This window comes from Pseudomonas sp. FW305-3-2-15-C-LB1, from assembly GCF_058787615.1.
The window spans coordinates 21,298-38,987 of record NZ_JBYSZX010000012.1; the positions used below are offsets into that span (position 1 = coordinate 21,298).

The following is a 17,690-nucleotide window of genomic DNA, read 5'->3' on the forward strand; positions in this document are numbered from 1 at the left end:
CTCATTTCCTCGGGTCGAAGGCATCGCGAGCGGACTCGCCGATAAACACCAGCAAACTCAACATGATCGCCAGCACGGCAAAGGCACTCATGCCCAGCCACGGCGCTTGCAGGTTGGATTTGCCCTGGGCCACCAGTTCACCCAGGGACGGCGAGCCGGCGGGCAAACCGAAGCCGAGGAAGTCCAGGGCGGTAAGCGTACCGATGGCGCCGGTGAGAATGAACGGCATGAAGGTCATGGTCGACACCATCGCATTGGGCAAGATATGGCGGAACATGATCGCGCCGTTCTGCATGCCCAGCGCCCGCGCCGCCCGCACATATTCCAGGTTACGCCCACGCAGGAACTCGGCGCGCACCACGTCCACCAGGCTCATCCACGAGAACAGCAGCATGATCCCCAGCAGCCACCAGAAGTTGGGCTGCACGAAACTGGCGAGGATGATCAGCAGGTACAGCACCGGTAACCCGGACCAGATCTCCAGGAAACGCTGCCCGGCCAGGTCGACCCAGCCGCCATAGAAGCCCTGCAGGGCCCCGGCGATCACGCCGATGATCGAGCTGAGCACGGTGAGGGTCAGGGCAAACAGCACCGACACGCGGAAGCCGTAGATGACCCGCGCCAGCACGTCGCGGCCCTGGTCATCGGTGCCCAGCAGGTTGACGCTGGAAGGCGGCGCGGGGGCCGGCACCTTGAGGTCGTAGTTGATGCTCTGGTAGCTGAACGGGATCGGCGCCCACAACGTCCAGGCGTCCTTGGCCTTGAGCAGTTCCTGGATGTACGGGCTCTTGTAGTTGGCCTCCAGAGGGAATTCGCCGCCGAATGTGGTCTCCGGGTAGCGCTTGAGCGCCGGGAAGTACCAGCCGCCGTCGTAGTGCACGGCCAGGGGTTTGTCGTTGGCGATCAGCTCGGCGCCCAGGCTCAGCACGAACAGGATCAGGAACAGCCACAGCGACCACCAGCCACGCTTGTTGGCCTTGAACCGTTCGAACCGGCGGCGATTGAGGGGGGACAGGTTCATCTCAATGCTCCCGGCTGGCAAAGTCGATCCGCGGATCGACCAGGGTGTAGGTAAGGTCGCCGATCAGCTTCACGATCAACCCCAGCAGGGTGAAGATGAACAGCGTGCCGAACACCACCGGGTAGTCGCGGTTGATCGCCGCTTCAAAGCTCATCAGGCCCAGGCCGTCGAGGGAGAAGATCACTTCCACCAGCAATGAGCCGGTGAAGAAGATCCCGATGAAGGCCGAGGGGAAACCGGCGATCACCAGCAGCATCGCGTTGCGGAACACGTGGCCGTAGAGCACGCGGTGGTTGGTCAGGCCCTTGGCTTTGGCGGTGATCACATACTGCTTGTTGATCTCGTCAAGGAAGCTGTTCTTGGTCAGCAGGGTCATGGTGGCGAAGTTGCCGATCACCAGGGCCGTGATGGGCAGCGCGAGGTGCCAGAAGTAATCGAGGATCTTGCCGCCCCAGCTCAGTTCATCGAAGTTGTTGGAGGTGAGCCCGCGCAGGGGGAACCAGTCCAGGTAACTGCCGCCGGCAAACACCACGATCAGCAGGATCGCAAACAGGAAGGCCGGGATCGCGTAGCCGACGATGATCGCCGAGCTGGTCCACACGTCGAAATGGCTGCCGTGCCGCGTGGCCTTGGCGATCCCCAGGGGGATCGACACCAGGTACATGATCAGCGTGCTCCATAACCCGAGGGAAATGGACACCGGCATCTTTTCTTTGATCAGGTCGATGACCTTGGCGTCGCGGAAGAAGCTGTCGCCAAAATCCAGCTGGGCGTAGTTCTTGACCATGATCCACAGACGTTCCGGCGCCGACTTGTCGAAGCCGTACATTTTCTCGATTTCCTTGATCAGCGCCGGGTCCAGGCCCTGGGCGCCGCGGTAGCTGCTGGAGCCGGCCACCGATACCTCGGCGCCGCCGCCGGCAATGCGGCTGGTGGCGCCTTCAAAGCCTTCGAGCTTGGCGATCATCTGCTCCACCGGGCCACCGGGGGCGGCCTGGATGATGACGAAGTTGATCAGCAGGATCCCGAACAGCGTCGGGATAATCAGCAACAGGCGGCGAAAGATATAGGCCAGCATTTAATCGCCTCCGCTCGCCGGATCGGCGCTCGTGTTGGTGTCCGGGATGACGGCCGGTTTGACGTCGGGCTTGGCCCACCAGGTGGCCGTGCCGACGTCGTAGCGCGGTGGGACTTTCGGGTGGCCCAGGTGATCCCAGTACGCCACGCGGAAAGTCTTGATGTGCCAGTTGGGGATCACGTAGTAGCCAAATTGCAACACGCGGTCCAGGGCCTTGGCATGGGCCACCAGGCTTTTGCGTGAATCGGCGTCGATCAACTCTTCCACCAACTGGTCGATGGCCGGGTCCTTGAGACCCATGTAGTTGCGGCTGCCGGGTTTGTCGGCGCTGGACGATTTCCAGAACTCGCGCTGTTCGTTGCCCGGTGAAGTGGACTGCGGGAAGCTGCCCACCAGCATGTCGAAGTCCCGCGAGCGGATACGGTTGATGAACTGCGACACGTCGACCCGGCGGATCACCAGGTCGATGCCCAGGTCGGCCAGGTTGCGCTTGAACGGCAGCAGGATGCGTTCGAATTCGGTCTGGGCCAGCAGGAATTCGATGGTTACCGGTTTGCCAGTGGTGTCGACCATCTTGTCATCGACGATGCGCCAGCCGGCTTCCTGCAGCAGTTGGTAGGCCTCGCGTTGCTGGGCGCGGATCATGCCGCTGCCGTCGGTCCTGGAGGGTTCGAAGGCCTGGGTGAAGACTTCGGGCGGGATCTTGTCGCGCAGGGGCTCGAGAATCGCCAGTTCATCCGGGCCGGGCAGGCCGGTGGCGGCCATTTCCGAGTTTTCGAAGTAACTGCGCGTACGGGTATAGGCGCCGTTGAACAGCTGCTTGTTGCTCCACTCGAAGTCCAGCAACAGGCTGATGGCCTTGCGCACGCGCACATCCTGGAACATCGGCTTGCGCATGTTGAACACAAACCCCTGCATCCCGGTGGGGTTACCGTTGGGGATTTCTTCCTTGATCAGCCGGCCCTGGGCAACAGCGGGGATGTTGTAGGCGTTGGCCCAGTTCTTCGCGCTGAATTCCAGCCAGTAGTCGAACTGCCCGGCCTTCAAGGCTTCCAGGGACACGGTGCTGTCGCGGTAGTAGTCGGTGATGCGGTTGTCGAAATTGTAGAAACCCTTGGTGATCGGCAGGTCCTTGGCCCAGTAATCCTTGACCCGCTCGTAGCGGATCATTCGTCCGGCCTTGACCTCGGCGACCTTGTACGGCCCGCTGCCCAGCGGTATTTCCAGATTGCCCCTGGCGAAGTCGCGGGTGGCCCACCAATGCTTGGGCAATACCGGCAGTTGTCCGAGGATCAGCGGCAATTCGCGGTTGTTGGTGCGCTTGAACTTGAACAGAACCTTGAGCGGGTCTTCGGCGATGACTTCGTCGACGTCGGCGTAATAAGTGCGGTAGATCGGTGAACCTTCCTTGATCAGTTCCTGGAAGGTAAATACCACGTCCTCGGCGCGGATCGGGTGGCCATCATGGAAGCGCGCTTCCGGGCGCAGGTAGAAGCGCACCCAGCTGTTGTCCGGGGCTTTTTCGATCTTGCCGGCCACCAGACCGTATTCGGTGATGGGCTCGTCCAGGCTTTGCATGGCCAGGGTGTCGTAGATCAGGCCCAGATTGTCGGCCGGTACACCTTTGCTGATATAGGGGTTGAGGCTGTCGAAGCCGCCCATGGCCGACTCGCGGAACGTGCCACCCTTGGGCGCGTCCGGGTTGACGTAGTCGAAGTGCTTGAAGTCGGCGGGGTATTTCGGCGGTTCGTTGTACAGCGTCAACGCATGTTGCGGGGCGGCCTGGGCCGCAGTGCACAGCAGCAGGCTGCCGAGCAGGGCAGTACGCAAAGATATCATTGGGCTTTCTCCGAAGCTTTCAGCCACCACGCGCTCAGGCCCAGGCTGTAGGGCGGCGTGGTGACAAAGGCGAACCGGTTGCGGTACGCCAGGCGATGATAGTTGAGGTACCAGTTGGGAATACTGTAGTGCTGCCACAGCAGCACCCGGTCGAGGGCACGGCCGGCGGCCAGTTGCTCTTCGCGGGTCTTGGCGGCCAGCAGTTGTTCCAGCAGGTGATCGACAATCGGATTGTTGATGCCTGCGTAGTTCTTGCTGCCCTTGATCGCGGACTGGCTGGAGTGGAAGTACTGCCACTGCTCAAGGCCCGGACTCAAGGTCTGGTTGAGGGTGATCAGGATCATGTCGAAGTCGAATTGGTCCAGGCGCTGCTTGTACTGGGCACGGTCGACGGTACGCAGGCGCGCGTCGACGCCGATGCTGATCAGGTTCTCGACATAGGGCTGCAGGATGCGCTCCAGGTTCGGGTTGACCAGCAGGATCTCGAAACGCAGCGGCTGGCCATCCTTGTTGACCAGGCGCTGCCCGGACAGCTTCCAGCCAGCCTCGCCGAGCAGGGCCAGCGCGCGGCGCATGGTCTCGCGAGGGATGCCGCGCCCGTCGGTCTGGGGCAGGCTGAAGGCTTGCGTGAACAGGTTGGCCGGCAACTGCTCGCGGTAGGGCGAGAGCATCAGCCATTCACGGCCGGTGGGTACGCCGGTGGCGGCGAATTCGCTGTTGGGGTAGTAGCTCAAGGTGCGCTTGTACGCGCTGCTGAACAGGGTGCGGTTGGTCCACTCGAAGTCGAACATCAGCCCCAGGGCTTCGCGCACCTTGGTTTGGCTGAATGTGGGCCGCCGCGTGTTCATGAACAGACCCTGGCTCTGTGTCGGGATTTGGTGGGCGATCTGCGCCTTGATCACGTCACCCCGGTTCACCGCCGGGAAGTTGTAGCCATTGGCCCAGTTCTTGGCCTGGTGCTCGATATAGATATCGAATTCACCGGCCTTGAAGGCTTCGAAGGCCACATCGCTGTCGCGGTAAAACTCCACCTCGACCTTGTCATAGTTATAGAAGCCCTGGTTGACCGGCAGGTCCTTGCCCCAGTAGTCCTTGACCCGTTCGAACACCAGTTGCCGTCCGGGCGTGACCTTGCTGATGCGGTAGGGACCGCTGCCCAGGGGTGGTTCGAAGGTGGTGGCCTTGAAGTCGCGGTTTTTCCAGTAGTGCTGGGGCAATACCGGCAACTCGCCCAGGCGCAGGATCAGCAAGGGGTTGCCGGCACGCTTGAACACAAAGCGGATGCGGTGGCGGTTGAGGATATCCACCCGCGCCACTTCCTGCAGGTTGGTGCGGTATTGCGGGTGCCCTTCGGTCAGCAAGGTGCGATAGGAAAACGCCACGTCATACGCCGTGATCGGCTTGCCATCGTGAAAGCGCGCTTCGGGACGCAGGTTGAACACCACCCAACTGCGGTCCTCGCTGTACTCCACCGATTGGGCGATCAGCCCATAGCTGGAGGTGGGTTCATCGCCGGAGGGCGCATACAGGCCGGTGCCGACCATCAAGGGCTCATTCAGCTCATTGACGCCATATTGCAGGAAGTTCGGCGTGGAAACCGGGCTGGAGCCCTTGAAGGTATAGGGGTTGAGGGTGTCGAAAGTGCCAAAGGCCATGACCCGCAATGTCCCGCCTTTCGGCGCTGCAGGGTTTACCCAATCGAAGTGGGTGAATTTGGCCGGGTACTTGAGGCTGCCGAACTGCGCATAACCGTGGCTCTCGGTAATCGTCGCGTTCGCTGCAAAGCTCAAGGCCAGACTTATTAGTAGAAGGAGGGGACGCTTCAAGTCAGAGATCCGATCCAGGCGGCTTGGGCTTTATGATCGGTACAGTAACAGCTTGTTCCGGTTGGAAAAAGGCCGTTGGATTGACGCAGAAACAATGTGGGAGGGGGCTTGCCCCCGATAGCAACACACCAGCCAACAGATTCATTGGCTGGCCTACCGCTATCGGGGGCAAGCCCCCTCCCACATGGGGTCCCCATTGTTCCAGAGGCCTTAGCGTGGCCCGGAGACCACCAGCATCTGCCCAGGCTTCAGGGCCTGGCCGGTACGCGGGTTCCAGCGCTTGAGGTGTTGCATCTCGACATTGAAGCGCTTGGCGACGATGTACAGCGAGTCGCCTTTCTTGACCTTGTATTGCACCGGTTTCTTGCTGTCGGCCTTGGCCACCAGCTTGCGCGTGTCCTGCATTACCAGGGTCTGGCCGACCTTGAGGGCCTGGCCGTTGAGCTTGTTCCAGCGTTGCAGGTCATGTACGTCGACCTTATTGGCCTTGGCGATCAGCGTCAGGTTGTCGCCGGTGCGTACCTTGTAGCTGCGAGTACGCCCGGCCACCCGTGCGGTCTCGACCTCGTCGAACACCTGCTTTTTCGGACGCATCGCCAGCAATTCTTCAGGCTTCATCGTCGAAAGGGTGCTGGTCAGCAGTTGCGCCTTGGAACTGGGCACCAGCAAATGCTGCGGGCCATCCAGGGTGGTGCGTTGTTTCAGCGCCGGGTTGAGCTGGAACAGTTCGTCTTCGTCGATCTCGGCCAGCGCGGCAACCCGTGACAGGTCCATGCTCTGCTTGACTTCCACCACTTCGAAGTAAGGTTGGTTGGCAATCGGGTTCAGGTTGACGCCGTAGGCCTCGGGTGCCAGCACCACCTGGGACAGCGCCAGGAACTTGGGCACGTAGTCCTTGGTTTCCTGGGGCAGGGGCAGGTTCCAGTAGTCGGTCGGCAGGCCGAGCTTCTCGTTGCGCTCGATGGCCCGGCTCACCGTGCCTTCGCCGGCGTTATAGGCGGCCAGGGCCAGCAGCCAGTCGCCGTTGAACATGTCATGCAGGCGGGTCAGGTAGTCGAGGGCGGCGGTGGTGGAGGCGGTGATGTCGCGACGGCCATCGTAGGCACGGGTCTGGCGCAGGTTGAAGTAGCGCCCGGTGGAGGGGATGAACTGCCAGAGGCCGACCGCATCGCTGCGCGAATAGGCCATCGGATTGTAGGCACTTTCAATCACTGGCAGCAGCGCCAGCTCCAGGGGCATGTTGCGTTCTTCGAGACGTTCGACGATGTAGTGAATGTAGAGGCTGCCGCGTTCTCCGGCATTCTCCAGGAAGGACGGGTTGCTGGCGAACCACAGGCGCTGTTGCTCGATACGCGGGTTGACACCTAGACCCTCCTGCAGTTGAAAGCCCCGGCGCATGCGTTCCCAAACATCCTGGGGTACGTCGGGAGCCGGTTTTTCTGAAAGCCAGATGACGGGTTTCTGTTTGATTTTGGCGGTGAGGTTTGGCTTGGGTTGCACGGTGGATTGTGCGGTGAAATTGCTTGATTGGCAGCCCGCCAGTGTGGCGGACACAGCCACCGCCACAGCTTGAGCCAGGCGGGTCAATGCGTCTGAATGGTTGGATTTACGAATAGATGACGACATTGGCTGGAAGTAAGTTCCGGGCAAAAATGTCGGGCGATTCTAGAAACCCGTTGGGTTCCGGTCAACCATTCAGAAATTGCGTATCAGATTGCTTCCCTTTAGAACTTATCTTTCCAAGCCCTCAAGCTAGCAAACACCTCGGCCCCAGAGCGGTTGTCACGGCCATTCCGTTCGTCCGCTTTTTGTTTAACGGATGTTTCAGAGGTACGCAGAAAGGGGTTGGTCAGCTTTTCCAGGGCCAGGTTGGAAGGCAGCGTGATCTCGCCTCTGGCCCGCAGTTGGCGTACGTTCTCCACTCGTTCGGCTATATCTGTGTTTTCCGGTTCCACAGCTTGGGCGAACTTGAGGTTACTCTGCGTGTATTCGTGGGTGCAGTACACCAGGGTATCGGCGGGCAGGGCGGCCAGGCGCTCGAGGGAGCTGTGCATCTGTTCCGGCGTGCCTTCGAACAGGCGCCCGCAACCGGCGGCGAACAGGGTGTCGCCACACAACAGCACGCCCGGGTGATAAAAGGCGATATGGCCCAGGGTATGGCCGGGAACGCTATAGATGTCGAAGTCCCAGCCGAGTACCGTGATGCGGTCGTTATCGTGCAACGCCACGTCCCGCGCCGGGATCTTCTCGTTGGCCGGGCCGTAGACCTTGGCGTCGGTCTCACGCTTGAGCTGTTCGACACCGCCGACGTGATCGTGGTGATGGTGGGTGATCAGGATGTCGCTGAGGCTCCAGCCAGGGTTCTGTTCGAGCCAGGCCAGCACGGGCGCGGCATCGCCGGGGTCGACCACGGCGCAGCGTTGGGTGCGAGGGTCCTGTAACAACCAGATGTAGTTATCGGTGAAGGCGGGCAGGGCACTGATCTGTATCATTCTTCGATTCGCCAAGCTGAACACATTGGTGCATCTTAGAACGTCTAGGCGAGTTGGAGAATGCAATGACTGATAAAGCGTTCGCCCAGGCCGATCCTGAGTGGCTGGCCCTGATCGGCGCGGCCCGCGAGTGGCTGTCCGGTCCCATCGGGCAATTTCTGCTGGACGAAGAACGGCGCATGCTCGAAGACGAGCTGGGCCGGTTCTTTGGTGGCTATCTGGTGCACTACGGCCCCTCGGCCGAAACGCCGCCCTGCGCGCCGCAGGTGCAACGCAATGTTCGCCTGGGGGCACCGTTGCCAGGCGTGGAGATCGTGTGCGAGGAACAGGCCTGGCCGTTGAGCGAGCATGCTGCCGATGTAGTGGTGTTGCAGCACGGGCTGGATTTCTGCCTGTCGCCCCACGGCTTGTTGCGCGAGGCGGCGAGCAGCGTACGGCCCGGTGGCCATTTGCTGATCGTGGGGATCAACCCCTGGAGCAGTTGGGGCCTGCGCCATGTGTTCGCCCATGACGGCCTGCGCCAGGCGCGCTGCATCTCGCCGCAGCGGGTGGGCGACTGGCTGAACCTGCTGGGCTTCGCGCTGGAGAAACGCCGCTTCGGGTGCTATCGTCCGCCGCTTGCGTCGACCAAGTGGCAGGGCCGCCTGGCCGGCTGGGAACGCCGGGCCGGCGCCTGGCAATTGTCCGGTGGCGGCTTTTACCTGCTGGTGGCGCGCAAGATCGCGGTCGGGCTGCGCCCGTTGCAGCAGGTGCGCCGCGAGCCGATGGGCAAGTTGGTGCCATTGCCGATGGCCAAGGTCAACCGCAAGCAAAGCGATGCGTAATCCTCTTTTTGAATTGATACCGAGCAACCGATGACCGATAGCGTAGAACTCTTCACCGATGGCGCCTGCAAGGGCAACCCGGGCCCCGGCGGCTGGGGCGCGTTGCTGGTGTGCAAGGGCGTGGAGAAGGAGTTGTGGGGTGGTGAGGCCAACACCACCAACAACCGCATGGAGCTGATGGGCGCCATTCGTGGCCTGGAAGAACTCAAGCGCCGCTGCAATGTGCTGCTGGTGACCGACTCGCAATACGTGATGAAGGGCATCAACGAGTGGATGGTCAACTGGAAGAAGCGCGGGTGGAAAACCGCCGCCAAGGAACCGGTGAAAAATGCCGACCTGTGGCAATTGCTCGATGAGCAATGCAATCGCCATGACATCACCTGGAAATGGGTACGCGGCCACGTCGGCCATCCCGGCAACGAACGTGCTGACCAGTTGGCCAACCGTGGCGTGGATGAAGTGCGGGGCTACAAGCAGAGTTGAAGGCGACTCACGTGGTAACATCGCGCCCTTTGAAATACACCAAACCGTTGAGAGCTGAACCCTGATGGCCATCCGATCTGTTGTACTCGATACCGAAACCACCGGCATGCCGGTGACCGACGGTCACCGGATCATTGAAATCGGCTGTGTCGAATTGATGGGGCGTCGCCTGACCGGCCGTCACTTCCACGTCTACCTGCAACCGGACCGCGACAGTGACGAAGGCGCAATCGCCGTCCACGGCATCACTGACGAATTTCTCAAGGGCAAGCCGCGCTTCGCCGAAGTCGCCGATGAGTTCTTCGAATTCATCAACGGTGCCCAGTTGATCATCCATAACGCGGCGTTTGACGTCGGCTTCATCAATAACGAGTTTGCCCTGATGGGGCAGACCGATCGCGCGGACATTTCCCGGCACTGCTCGATCCTCGATACCCTGATGATGGCCCGTGAGCGCCACCCGGGTCAGCGCAACAGCCTCGACGCCCTGTGCAAACGTTATGGCGTCGACAACTCCGGCCGTGAGCTCCACGGCGCCTTGCTCGACTCCGAGATTCTCGCTGACGTCTACCTGACCATGACCGGCGGGCAGACCAGCCTGTCCCTGGCGGGCAACGCCTCCGATGGCAGCGGTTCGGCGGAAGGCTCGGGCAACCGTCCTTCGGAAATCCGCCGACTGCCGGCTGATCGCAAGCCGACCACTATCATCCGCGCCAGCGAACAGGACCTCGCGGAACACGCGGCTCGGCTCGAAGCGATCGCCAAATCGGCGGGCGCGCCGGCATTATGGACCCAACTGACCCAGCAATAACCCCTGGCTGAACTCGATTGGAACTGTGGGGGCTTGCTCCCGATAGGGGCAGGCCAGTCGAAACCTGTGTTGACTGATGTACCGTTATCGCGGGCAGGCCCCCTCCCACAATTGATTTCAATTGCCTGTCAATCTTCATTCGCGTCATGGCCGCCAAGCTTCTACCCTTGAGTGCATAGCCCTCAGGACGACAAGCACACATGTATAAAGACCTGAAGTTTCCCGTCCTGATCGTGCACCGCGACATCAAGGCCGACACCGTTGCCGGTGACCGGGTCCGAGGCATCGCCCGGGAGTTGGAGCAAGAGGGCTTTTCTATATTTTCCGCGGTGGACTACGCCGAAGGCAGGCTGGTGGCGTCTACCCATCATGGCCTGGCGTGCATGTTGATCGCCGCCGAAGGCGCTGGCGAAAACACCCACCTTCTACAGAACATGGTCGAGCTGATCCGCCTGGCGCGGCTGCGGGCGCCCAACCTGCCGATCTTTGCCCTGGGGGAGCAAGTCACCCTGGAAAACGCGCCTGCCGACGCCATGAGCGAACTCAACCAGTTACGTGGCATCCTGTATCTGTTCGAAGACACCGTGCCGTTTCTCGCCCGGCAAGTCGCCCGTGCGGCGCGTACGTATCTGGATGGTCTGTTGCCGCCATTCTTCAAGGCGCTGGTGCAGCACACGGCTGATTCGAACTATTCCTGGCACACACCGGGCCATGGCGGCGGTGTGGCCTATCGCAAAAGCCCGGTGGGGCAAGCGTTCCACCAGTTCTTCGGGGAAAACACACTGCGCTCGGATCTATCGGTCTCGGTGCCCGAGCTGGGTTCGCTGCTGGATCACACCGGGCCGCTGGCCGAAGCCGAAGCCCGTGCTGCGCGTAACTTTGGCGCCGACCATACGTTCTTCGTCATCAACGGCACCTCCACCGCCAACAAAATCGTCTGGCATTCCATGGTCGGGCGCGATGACCTGGTGCTGGTGGACCGCAACTGTCACAAGTCGGTGCTGCATTCGATCATCATGACCGGCGCCATCCCGCTGTACCTGTGCCCGGAGCGCAACGAACTGGGGATCATCGGTCCGATTCCCCTGAGCGAGTTCAGCCCCGAGTCGATCCGCGCCAAGATCGACGCCAGTCCCTTGACCCGTGGCCGCCCGCCGAAAGTGAAAATGGCGGTGGTCACCAATTCCACCTACGACGGCCTGTGCTACAACGCCGAGCTGATCAAGCAGCAATTGGGTAACAGCGTCGAGGTGCTGCATTTTGACGAGGCCTGGTACGCCTACGCGGCGTTTCATGAGTTCTTCGCCGGGCGCTACGGCATGGGCACCTCGCGCACGGCGGACAGCCCGCTGGTGTTTACCACTCACTCCACCCACAAACTGCTGGCCGCTTTCAGCCAGGCTTCGATGATCCATGTGCAGGACGGCGGTGCCCGCCAACTGGACCGTGACCGTTTCAACGAGGCGTTCATGATGCATATCTCCACATCGCCGCAATACAGCATCATTGCCTCCCTGGACGTGGCTTCGGCAATGATGGAAGGCCCGGCCGGGCGTTCGCTGTTGCAAGAGATGTTTGATGAGGCGCTGAGCTTCCGCCGCGCCCTGGCCAATCTGCGCCAGCATATCGCCGCCGAGGACTGGTGGTTTTCCATCTGGCAGCCACCGTCGGTGGCGGGGATCGACAAGGTCGCCACCGCCGATTGGTTATTGCATCCCCAGGATGACTGGCATGGCTTCGGTGATGTAGCCGAGGACTACGTGCTGCTCGACCCGATCAAAGTGACCCTGGTAATGCCCGGTCTCAATGCCGGCGGTGCCTTGAGCGATTGCGGGATCCCGGCGGCGGTGGTCAGCAAGTTCCTCTGGGAGCGTGGCCTGGTAGTGGAAAAGACCGGGCTGTATTCCTTCCTCGTGCTGTTCTCCATGGGCATTACCAAAGGTAAATGGAGTACCTTGCTCACCGAATTGCTGGAATTCAAGCGCAGTTACGACGCCAATATCAGCCTGGCCAGTTGTTTGCCGTCGGTGTTTGCCCAAGGGCCGACGCGCTACCAAAGCCTGGGCTTGCGCGACCTGTGTGACCAGTTGCACAGCTGTTATCGCAGCAACGCCACGGCCAGGCATTTGAAGCGCATGTACACCGTATTGCCGGAAATCGCGATGAAGCCCGCCGACGCCTACGACCAATTGGTGAGGGGCGAAGTGGAGGCGGTTTCCATCGACGCCTTGCCAGGACGCATCGCAGCCGTGATGCTGGTGCCTTATCCGCCGGGCATTCCGTTGATCATGCCGGGCGAGCGCTTTACCGAGTCGACGCGCTCGATCATCGACTACCTGGCGTTTGCCCGGACGTTCGATAGCAGTTTCCCCGGTTTTGTCGCCGATGTTCATGGGTTGCAACACGAGGATGATGGCAGCGGTCGTTGTTACACCGTCGATTGCATCAAGGGTTAAGGATGTTTATGCAGGCTGTAATGAACCCGAAGTATCCCGGACTCAGTGTGCGGGTCGCAGATGAAGGCTTTGATGCCTATGTGTGGGGCAATGACTTCAGCTTTGAGGTCAGCGCCTACGGTGAGCCGCAGATGGGCAAGCGGGTCGATCAATGGCCCGTGGAGCGTATCTTGCCGTACCGCAAGTGCTACGGCATTGACCCTGAGGAGTTCGCCAGTTTCCGTGACGCGCCCGACAGTGCGATCTTCATGGCCTACCTGGACGACCGGGCGGTGGGGCACATCGTGGTCAGCACCAACTGGAACGGCTTTGCCCATGTCGACGAGTTGGCGGTGGCCTTGCCTGCGCGCCGCCACGGAGTAGCCAAGGCGTTGCTGGATGTGGCGCAGTTCTGGAGCCGCAAGAAAAACCTGCCCGGCATGATGCTCGAAACCCAGAACAACAACCTCGGTGCCTGCCGCTTGTACGAGCGTTGCGGCTATGTGATGGGCGGCATCGACCATCTGCGCTATCGCGGTATCGACCCGCAGACCCGCGAAGTGGCGATATTCTGGTATCGGTTGTTCAAGAGCGAAGCCGGCAACGCTTAACCCGCCAACAAACCCTCGGCCTTCTGCGTCACGATCTCCAGCAGCGCATTCAGCGCCGGGGAGGTCGGGCCATCCTTGAGGGTCAGCGCATACAGGCTGATCATGATCGGCGGCGACACCGGGCACGCATCCAGCCCGGCCTCGCGGGCTCCGAACGCGGTGAACGGGTCGACCACCGCCAGGCCTTCGCCTGCTTCCACCATGCTGCGCATCATCTGGTAGGTCTGCACCCGCGTCTGCACCACCGGCAGCGGGCGCAAGGCTTGCAGCTTGGCGTCCAGCAGGCGGCTGAGCGGGTCCTGGCCCTCCAGGCCGATCATCGATTGTCCGGCGAGGTCCTGCAGCGCAATGTACTTCTGCTTGGGTTTGAGCCAACCATGGGGGGCCAGCAGTTGCAGCTTGCCCTGGGCGAGTACGGTGCAGTGGATCTGCGGGTGCTCCGGGTCATGCAGGCTCAAACCCACGTCGGCTTCGTGCAGCAGCAGGCTCCTGATGATCTCCCGGGTGGGTTGGCTCGACAGGTTGCAGGGCGTGTCCTGGAAGCGTCGGCGCAGCACCGCAATACTGTGCGGCAACAGCTGATTGGCCAGCGGCGGTGTGCAGAGCACGCGCAGGGCAGGGGCATGATGGTTTTTCAGGCGGCTGGCCAGGCGTTGCACCGGCTCCAGGGCCTCATACACATGGGCAATTTCCGCCTGCAGTTCCAGGGTTTCCCGGGTAGCTTGCAAACGCCCGCGCACACTGGCGAACAACATGAAGCCGAGCTGTTGCTCGGCGTCCTTGAGCGCCGCGTCCACATCGCCCACGGAAAGTTGCAACCACTCGGCGGCCGTGCCGAGGTGTCCGGTCTGCAAGATGGCCTGAATCACTTCGATATGACGTAAACGCATCGCCGGAGTCTATGTGCAGCGAGCCGGGTATTCAATAGAATGGCTTCGCTGATCATTAACGACCAAAGCCGGCTGCCGGCATTAACAACAAAAACAGGTCTGGTCTCACATGCCTCTACCCTCGATATTCCTCGGGGTAACGGTCAAGCAACTGCTGGTCCTGGTGACCGTAGGGTGCGTGGCTGCTTATCTCTTCAACAGTCAAAACGAAACCGCGCCGGAAAACCTGGCACTTGAAGCGTTTATCCGTTCCCAGGAACAGGTCATCGAACAGGTGGGGGCGGTGTTGGGTATTGAACTGGTCAGGCAGGTGGTGGCGCACCCAGGCTACAACACGGCGGGCTACCAGCGTTCCATGTTCGCGGTGGAGGGTGAGCGGGGGCGATTGGTGGTGACCGTGAAGAAGGTCGAGGGCGAGCAGGGCATTGAAGTCACCGAGATCCGTCGCCCGTGATCACCCCAGCCCAGTCAACGCCGTCAATGGCCAGGACTGAGCAGGTGGATAAGGCGGGATCTTATGACGCGAGGGTGGTTTGCGATTCGCGCACGAGAATGGTGCCCGACTGGATCAGCTTGAATTCGTCGCCTTCCAGTTTCTCTACACGGTCGCCAATGGCCAGCTTGTAGGTAATGGTAGGTGCCGAGCCAGCCAGGTCGCCTTGCGCCGGGTTGGATTCCTGGAACTCATGCACCGAATACACGCGTCCCTCTGCGTCTCTGGCATGAAACTGTCCGACTAGTACTGCTGCCATCTGTTTAGAACCTCTGGAGATAAACACTCGATTTGCGGTTCTGTAGACCGTCATGGAGCTGGGTAGTTTACTTACGGAATAAAAATACTATTCGCCGATGTTTTCAGATGCTTCCTACATGATGCTGCGCAATGCAGGTGCCCGCAGGATTATCAAAAAACCTTCTGGTGAACCCGTCGCGAAGACTTTATAACTACAAGCTCCTTTAGTCAGACGTCGGGAAGCCCCAATGAGCAAGGTCTACACCATCGCCGTCGTGGTCGGCAGCTTGAGAAAAGACTCGATCAACCGCAAGGTTGCCCTGGCATTGGCTGAACTGGCCCCTGCCAACCTGAAGTTGAACATTGTGGAAATTGGCGATTTGCCGCTCTACAACGAAGACATTGACGGAGCATCACCGCCGGCAGCCTACAGTACTTTCCGCAAACAGGTGAGCTCATCCGACGCGGTGTTATTCGTGACCCCGGAATACAACCGCTCCGTCCCGGCCCCGTTGAAGAATGCCATCGACGTGGGTTCCCGGCCGTACGGGCAGAGCGCCTGGAGTGGCAAGCCGGGGGCGATCATCAGCGTATCGCCGGGTGCGATTGGCGGGTTTGGCGCCAACCATCACCTGCGCCAGTCCCTGGTATTCCTCGATGTGCCGTGCATGCAGCAGCCGGAGGCCTACCTGGGCGGCGCGGGCAGTGTGTTCGATGAGGCGGGCAAGGTGTCCGAGAAGACCAGACAGTTCCTGCAGGCCTTCATCGATGCCTACGGTAAATGGGTCGAAAAACAGCTCGCTTGATCGGGCAATCAGGTCCAGCAGTGGGAGCAAGCTCCCACGCTGGGTTCAGCGCAGCCAGTTGGTGCGTGCCAGTTCGATCACCTCATCGCCACGCCCACTCATCACCGCCTTGAGCATGTACAGGCTGAACCCCTTGGCCTGTTCCAGCTTGATCGTCGGCGGCATCACCAATTCCTGAGTGGCGGTGACCACATCCACCAGCACCGGGCCGTCATGGGCCAGGGCGCGGCGCAGGGCCGGTTCCAGGTCTTCGGATTGCTCCACGCGAATGCCTAGGATGCCCATGGCGTTGGACATGGCGGCGAAATCCGGGTTTTTCAGCTCGGTGCCGGCGTCCAGGTAGCCCGCCGCCTTCATTTCCATGGCGACAAAGCCCAGGGACGAGTTATCGAATACGATGACTTTGACTGGCAGCTTCAGTTGCGCCAGCGAGATAAAGTCGCCCATCAGCATGGCGAAACCGCCGTCACCCGACATCGAGATCACCTGGCGATTCGGGAATGCCGCCTGCGCACCAATGGCCTGGGGCATGGCATTGGCCATCGAACCATGGTTGAACGAACCGATCAGGCGGCGCTTGCCGTTCATCTTCAAATAGCGCGCTGCCCACACGGTGGGAGAGCCGACATCGGCGGTGAAGATCGCATCGTCATCCGCCAACTCACTGAGCAGGCGTGCCACGTACTGTGGGTGAATCGGCCGATTGGCTTTCGACGGCTGGGCCAGGTCGTCCAGCCCTTGACGGGCTTTTTCATAATGCTTCAAGGACGTTTCGAGAAAGCTGCGATCAGTCTTGCGCGTTAACCTTGGCAGCAGCGCAGCGAGGGTTTCGCTGACGTCGGCGGCAATACCCAGGTCCAGCGTGGCACGTCGACCGAGTGCCTGTGGGTTGCGGTCGACCTGGATGATCTTGGCGTCGGTGGGGTAGAACTGGCGGTAAGGGAAATCGGTGCCGAGCATGATCAGCGTGTCGCAGTCGAGCATGGCGTGGTAGCCGGAGCTGAAACCGATCAGGCCGGTCATGCCGACGTCGAACGGGTTATCCCACTCCACATGCTCCTTGCCACGTAGCGCGTGTACCACGGGGGCGCCCAGTGCGTCGGCGAGGGCGACTACTTGATCATGAGCTCCGGCACACCCGCTGCCGCACAGCAGGGTGACCTTGCGGCTGTTTTCGAGGATATCAGTGAGGCGTTGCAGGTCCTGTTCCGCTGGCAGCGTACGCGGTGCATGCAGGGCGGGCCACGGCTTGAGTTTGTCCTCGACCTCCAGCAGCGATACATCGCCCGGTATGACCACCACGGCCACGCCGCGATTGAGGATCGCCGAACGCATGGCGCGATGCAGTACCTGGGGCATCTGCTCGGGGTTGGTGACCAGCTCGATAAAGTGGCTGCATTCCTTGAACAGTTCCTGGGGATGGGTTTCCTGGAAGTAGTTCAGGCCAATCTCTGAAGATGGAATTTGCGCGGCAATCGCCAGCACCGGCACATGGTTGCGATGGCAATCGAACAGTCCGTTGATCAAATGCAGGTTGCCCGGCCCGCAACTGCCAGCGCACACCGTCAGCTCGCCAGTAGCAGCCGCTTCGGCACCGGCGGCGAACGCCGCCACTTCTTCGTGGCGCACGTGCATCCACTCGATGCTGTCCATGGTGCGCAGCGCGTCGGTGAGGCCGTTGAGGCTGTCGCCGGTCAGGCCCCAGATGCGCTTGATGCCCGCCTGTTCAAGGGTGGTCGCCAATTGCTGGGCCAGGTTGATTTTCGCCATGAAGAACTCCAATCGTCAGTGAGGTTAAAAACTGCTGATCAATAGGGGACAGTTCGATCACGGCGAATGCT

Annotated in this window: 16 protein-coding genes; 7 read left to right on the plus strand and 9 right to left on the minus strand. The window is 60.9% G+C overall.

The window, feature by feature from the left end:
• Nucleotide 1: 1 nt before the first annotated feature.
• The 6 genes from AC3WP7_RS21400 to gloB form a co-directional block, all read right to left on the minus strand.
• Complete coding sequence (locus AC3WP7_RS21400; RefSeq protein WP_012723835.1) at nucleotides 2–1,021, minus strand: ABC transporter permease; 1,020 nt, start codon at nucleotides 1,019–1,021, stop codon at nucleotides 2–4.
• Nucleotide 1,022: 1 nt separating this feature from the next.
• Nucleotides 1,023–2,099: a microcin C ABC transporter permease YejB gene (locus tag AC3WP7_RS21405; protein WP_025857226.1), complete on the minus strand. Its 1,077-nt coding sequence runs from the start codon at nucleotides 2,097–2,099 to the stop codon at nucleotides 1,023–1,025.
• Complete coding sequence (locus AC3WP7_RS21410; RefSeq protein ID WP_092248855.1) at nucleotides 2,100–3,938, minus strand: extracellular solute-binding protein; 1,839 nt, start codon at nucleotides 3,936–3,938, stop codon at nucleotides 2,100–2,102.
• Nucleotides 3,935–5,764: an extracellular solute-binding protein gene (locus AC3WP7_RS21415; protein ID WP_102592984.1), complete on the minus strand. Its 1,830-nt coding sequence runs from the start codon at nucleotides 5,762–5,764 to the stop codon at nucleotides 3,935–3,937. The genes AC3WP7_RS21410 and AC3WP7_RS21415 overlap by 4 nt, the downstream gene beginning before the upstream one ends.
• A gap of 210 nt (nucleotides 5,765–5,974) precedes the next feature.
• Entirely contained in the window at nucleotides 5,975–7,390 is a 1,416-nt protein-coding gene (locus AC3WP7_RS21420) for a lytic transglycosylase domain-containing protein (RefSeq protein WP_092248861.1), read from the minus strand.
• 98 nt (nucleotides 7,391–7,488) lie between these two features.
• A complete protein-coding gene (gloB, locus tag AC3WP7_RS21425; RefSeq protein ID WP_102592985.1) occupies nucleotides 7,489–8,256 on the minus strand; it encodes a hydroxyacylglutathione hydrolase in 768 nt (255 codons plus the stop codon).
• 65 nt (nucleotides 8,257–8,321) lie between these two features.
• Between gloB and AC3WP7_RS21430 the strand changes: the two genes are divergently transcribed.
• The 5 genes from AC3WP7_RS21430 to AC3WP7_RS21450 all read left to right on the plus strand — a co-directional run bounded on the left by AC3WP7_RS21430 (nucleotide 8,322) and on the right by AC3WP7_RS21450 (nucleotide 13,420).
• Nucleotides 8,322–9,080: a class I SAM-dependent methyltransferase gene (locus tag AC3WP7_RS21430; RefSeq protein WP_071490683.1), complete on the plus strand. Its 759-nt coding sequence runs from the start codon at nucleotides 8,322–8,324 to the stop codon at nucleotides 9,078–9,080.
• Between the two features lie 30 nt (nucleotides 9,081–9,110).
• Entirely contained in the window at nucleotides 9,111–9,563 is a 453-nt protein-coding gene (rnhA, locus tag AC3WP7_RS21435) for a ribonuclease HI (RefSeq protein ID WP_102592986.1), read from the plus strand.
• A gap of 70 nt (nucleotides 9,564–9,633) precedes the next feature.
• Entirely contained in the window at nucleotides 9,634–10,374 is a 741-nt protein-coding gene (gene dnaQ / locus AC3WP7_RS21440; protein ID WP_165447934.1) for a DNA polymerase III subunit epsilon, read from the plus strand.
• A gap of 200 nt (nucleotides 10,375–10,574) precedes the next feature.
• On the plus strand, nucleotides 10,575–12,830 hold the full coding sequence (locus AC3WP7_RS21445; RefSeq protein ID WP_071490681.1) for an Orn/Lys/Arg family decarboxylase: 2,256 nt from the start codon (nucleotides 10,575–10,577) through the stop codon (nucleotides 12,828–12,830).
• 8 nt (nucleotides 12,831–12,838) lie between these two features.
• Complete coding sequence (locus tag AC3WP7_RS21450; protein ID WP_083351445.1) at nucleotides 12,839–13,420, plus strand: GNAT family N-acetyltransferase; 582 nt, start codon at nucleotides 12,839–12,841, stop codon at nucleotides 13,418–13,420.
• On the opposite strand, the gene AC3WP7_RS21455 is transcribed toward AC3WP7_RS21450, so the two are convergent.
• Nucleotides 13,417–14,310, minus strand: coding sequence for a LysR substrate-binding domain-containing protein (locus tag AC3WP7_RS21455; protein WP_102592987.1), 894 nt, complete (start codon nucleotides 14,308–14,310; stop codon nucleotides 13,417–13,419). The genes AC3WP7_RS21450 and AC3WP7_RS21455 overlap by 4 nt on opposite strands.
• Nucleotides 14,311–14,419: 109 nt before the next feature.
• Here AC3WP7_RS21455 and AC3WP7_RS21460 point away from each other — a divergent pair, with 109 nt between their 5' ends.
• Entirely contained in the window at nucleotides 14,420–14,764 is a 345-nt protein-coding gene (locus AC3WP7_RS21460; protein WP_092248874.1) for a hypothetical protein, read from the plus strand.
• Between the two features lie 61 nt (nucleotides 14,765–14,825).
• Here the strand turns inward: AC3WP7_RS21460 and AC3WP7_RS21465 are convergent, their stop codons facing one another.
• Nucleotides 14,826–15,062, minus strand: a complete 237-nt coding sequence (locus AC3WP7_RS21465) for a hypothetical protein (RefSeq protein ID WP_058426290.1) — start codon at nucleotides 15,060–15,062, stop codon at nucleotides 14,826–14,828.
• Between the two features lie 229 nt (nucleotides 15,063–15,291).
• Here AC3WP7_RS21465 and AC3WP7_RS21470 point away from each other — a divergent pair, with 229 nt between their 5' ends.
• Complete coding sequence (locus tag AC3WP7_RS21470) at nucleotides 15,292–15,849, plus strand: NADPH-dependent FMN reductase (RefSeq protein WP_092248877.1); 558 nt, start codon at nucleotides 15,292–15,294, stop codon at nucleotides 15,847–15,849.
• Nucleotides 15,850–15,894: 45 nt separating this feature from the next.
• Here AC3WP7_RS21470 and poxB read toward each other — a convergent pair whose 3' ends face one another.
• Nucleotides 15,895–17,619, minus strand: a complete 1,725-nt coding sequence (gene poxB / locus AC3WP7_RS21475; RefSeq protein WP_092248880.1) for a ubiquinone-dependent pyruvate dehydrogenase — start codon at nucleotides 17,617–17,619, stop codon at nucleotides 15,895–15,897.
• Between the last annotated feature and the right edge of the window lie 71 nt (nucleotides 17,620–17,690).

Bases quoted from the DNA above. Each gene is read 5' to 3' on its own strand.
- AC3WP7_RS21400 (WP_012723835.1), bottom strand. From the start codon at position 1,021: ATGAACCTGTCCCCCCTCAATCGCCGCCGGTTCGAACGGTTCAAGGCC.
- AC3WP7_RS21405 (WP_025857226.1), bottom strand. From the start codon at position 2,099: ATGCTGGCCTATATCTTTCGCCGCCTGTTGCTGATTATCCCGACGCTG.
- AC3WP7_RS21410 (WP_092248855.1), bottom strand. From the start codon at position 3,938: ATGATATCTTTGCGTACTGCCCTGCTCGGCAGCCTGCTGCTGTGCACT.
- AC3WP7_RS21420 (WP_092248861.1), bottom strand. From the start codon at position 7,390: ATGTCGTCATCTATTCGTAAATCCAACCATTCAGACGCATTGACCCGC.
- gloB (WP_102592985.1), bottom strand. From the start codon at position 8,256: ATGATACAGATCAGTGCCCTGCCCGCCTTCACCGATAACTACATCTGG.
- AC3WP7_RS21430 (WP_071490683.1), top strand. From the start codon at position 8,322: ATGACTGATAAAGCGTTCGCCCAGGCCGATCCTGAGTGGCTGGCCCTG.
- rnhA (WP_102592986.1), top strand. From the start codon at position 9,111: ATGACCGATAGCGTAGAACTCTTCACCGATGGCGCCTGCAAGGGCAAC.
- AC3WP7_RS21445 (WP_071490681.1), top strand. From the start codon at position 10,575: ATGTATAAAGACCTGAAGTTTCCCGTCCTGATCGTGCACCGCGACATC.
- AC3WP7_RS21450 (WP_083351445.1), top strand. From the start codon at position 12,839: ATGCAGGCTGTAATGAACCCGAAGTATCCCGGACTCAGTGTGCGGGTC.
- AC3WP7_RS21455 (WP_102592987.1), bottom strand. From the start codon at position 14,310: ATGCGTTTACGTCATATCGAAGTGATTCAGGCCATCTTGCAGACCGGA.
- AC3WP7_RS21460 (WP_092248874.1), top strand. From the start codon at position 14,420: ATGCCTCTACCCTCGATATTCCTCGGGGTAACGGTCAAGCAACTGCTG.
- AC3WP7_RS21465 (WP_058426290.1), bottom strand. From the start codon at position 15,062: ATGGCAGCAGTACTAGTCGGACAGTTTCATGCCAGAGACGCAGAGGGA.
- AC3WP7_RS21470 (WP_092248877.1), top strand. From the start codon at position 15,292: ATGAGCAAGGTCTACACCATCGCCGTCGTGGTCGGCAGCTTGAGAAAA.
- poxB (WP_092248880.1), bottom strand. From the start codon at position 17,619: ATGGCGAAAATCAACCTGGCCCAGCAATTGGCGACCACCCTTGAACAG.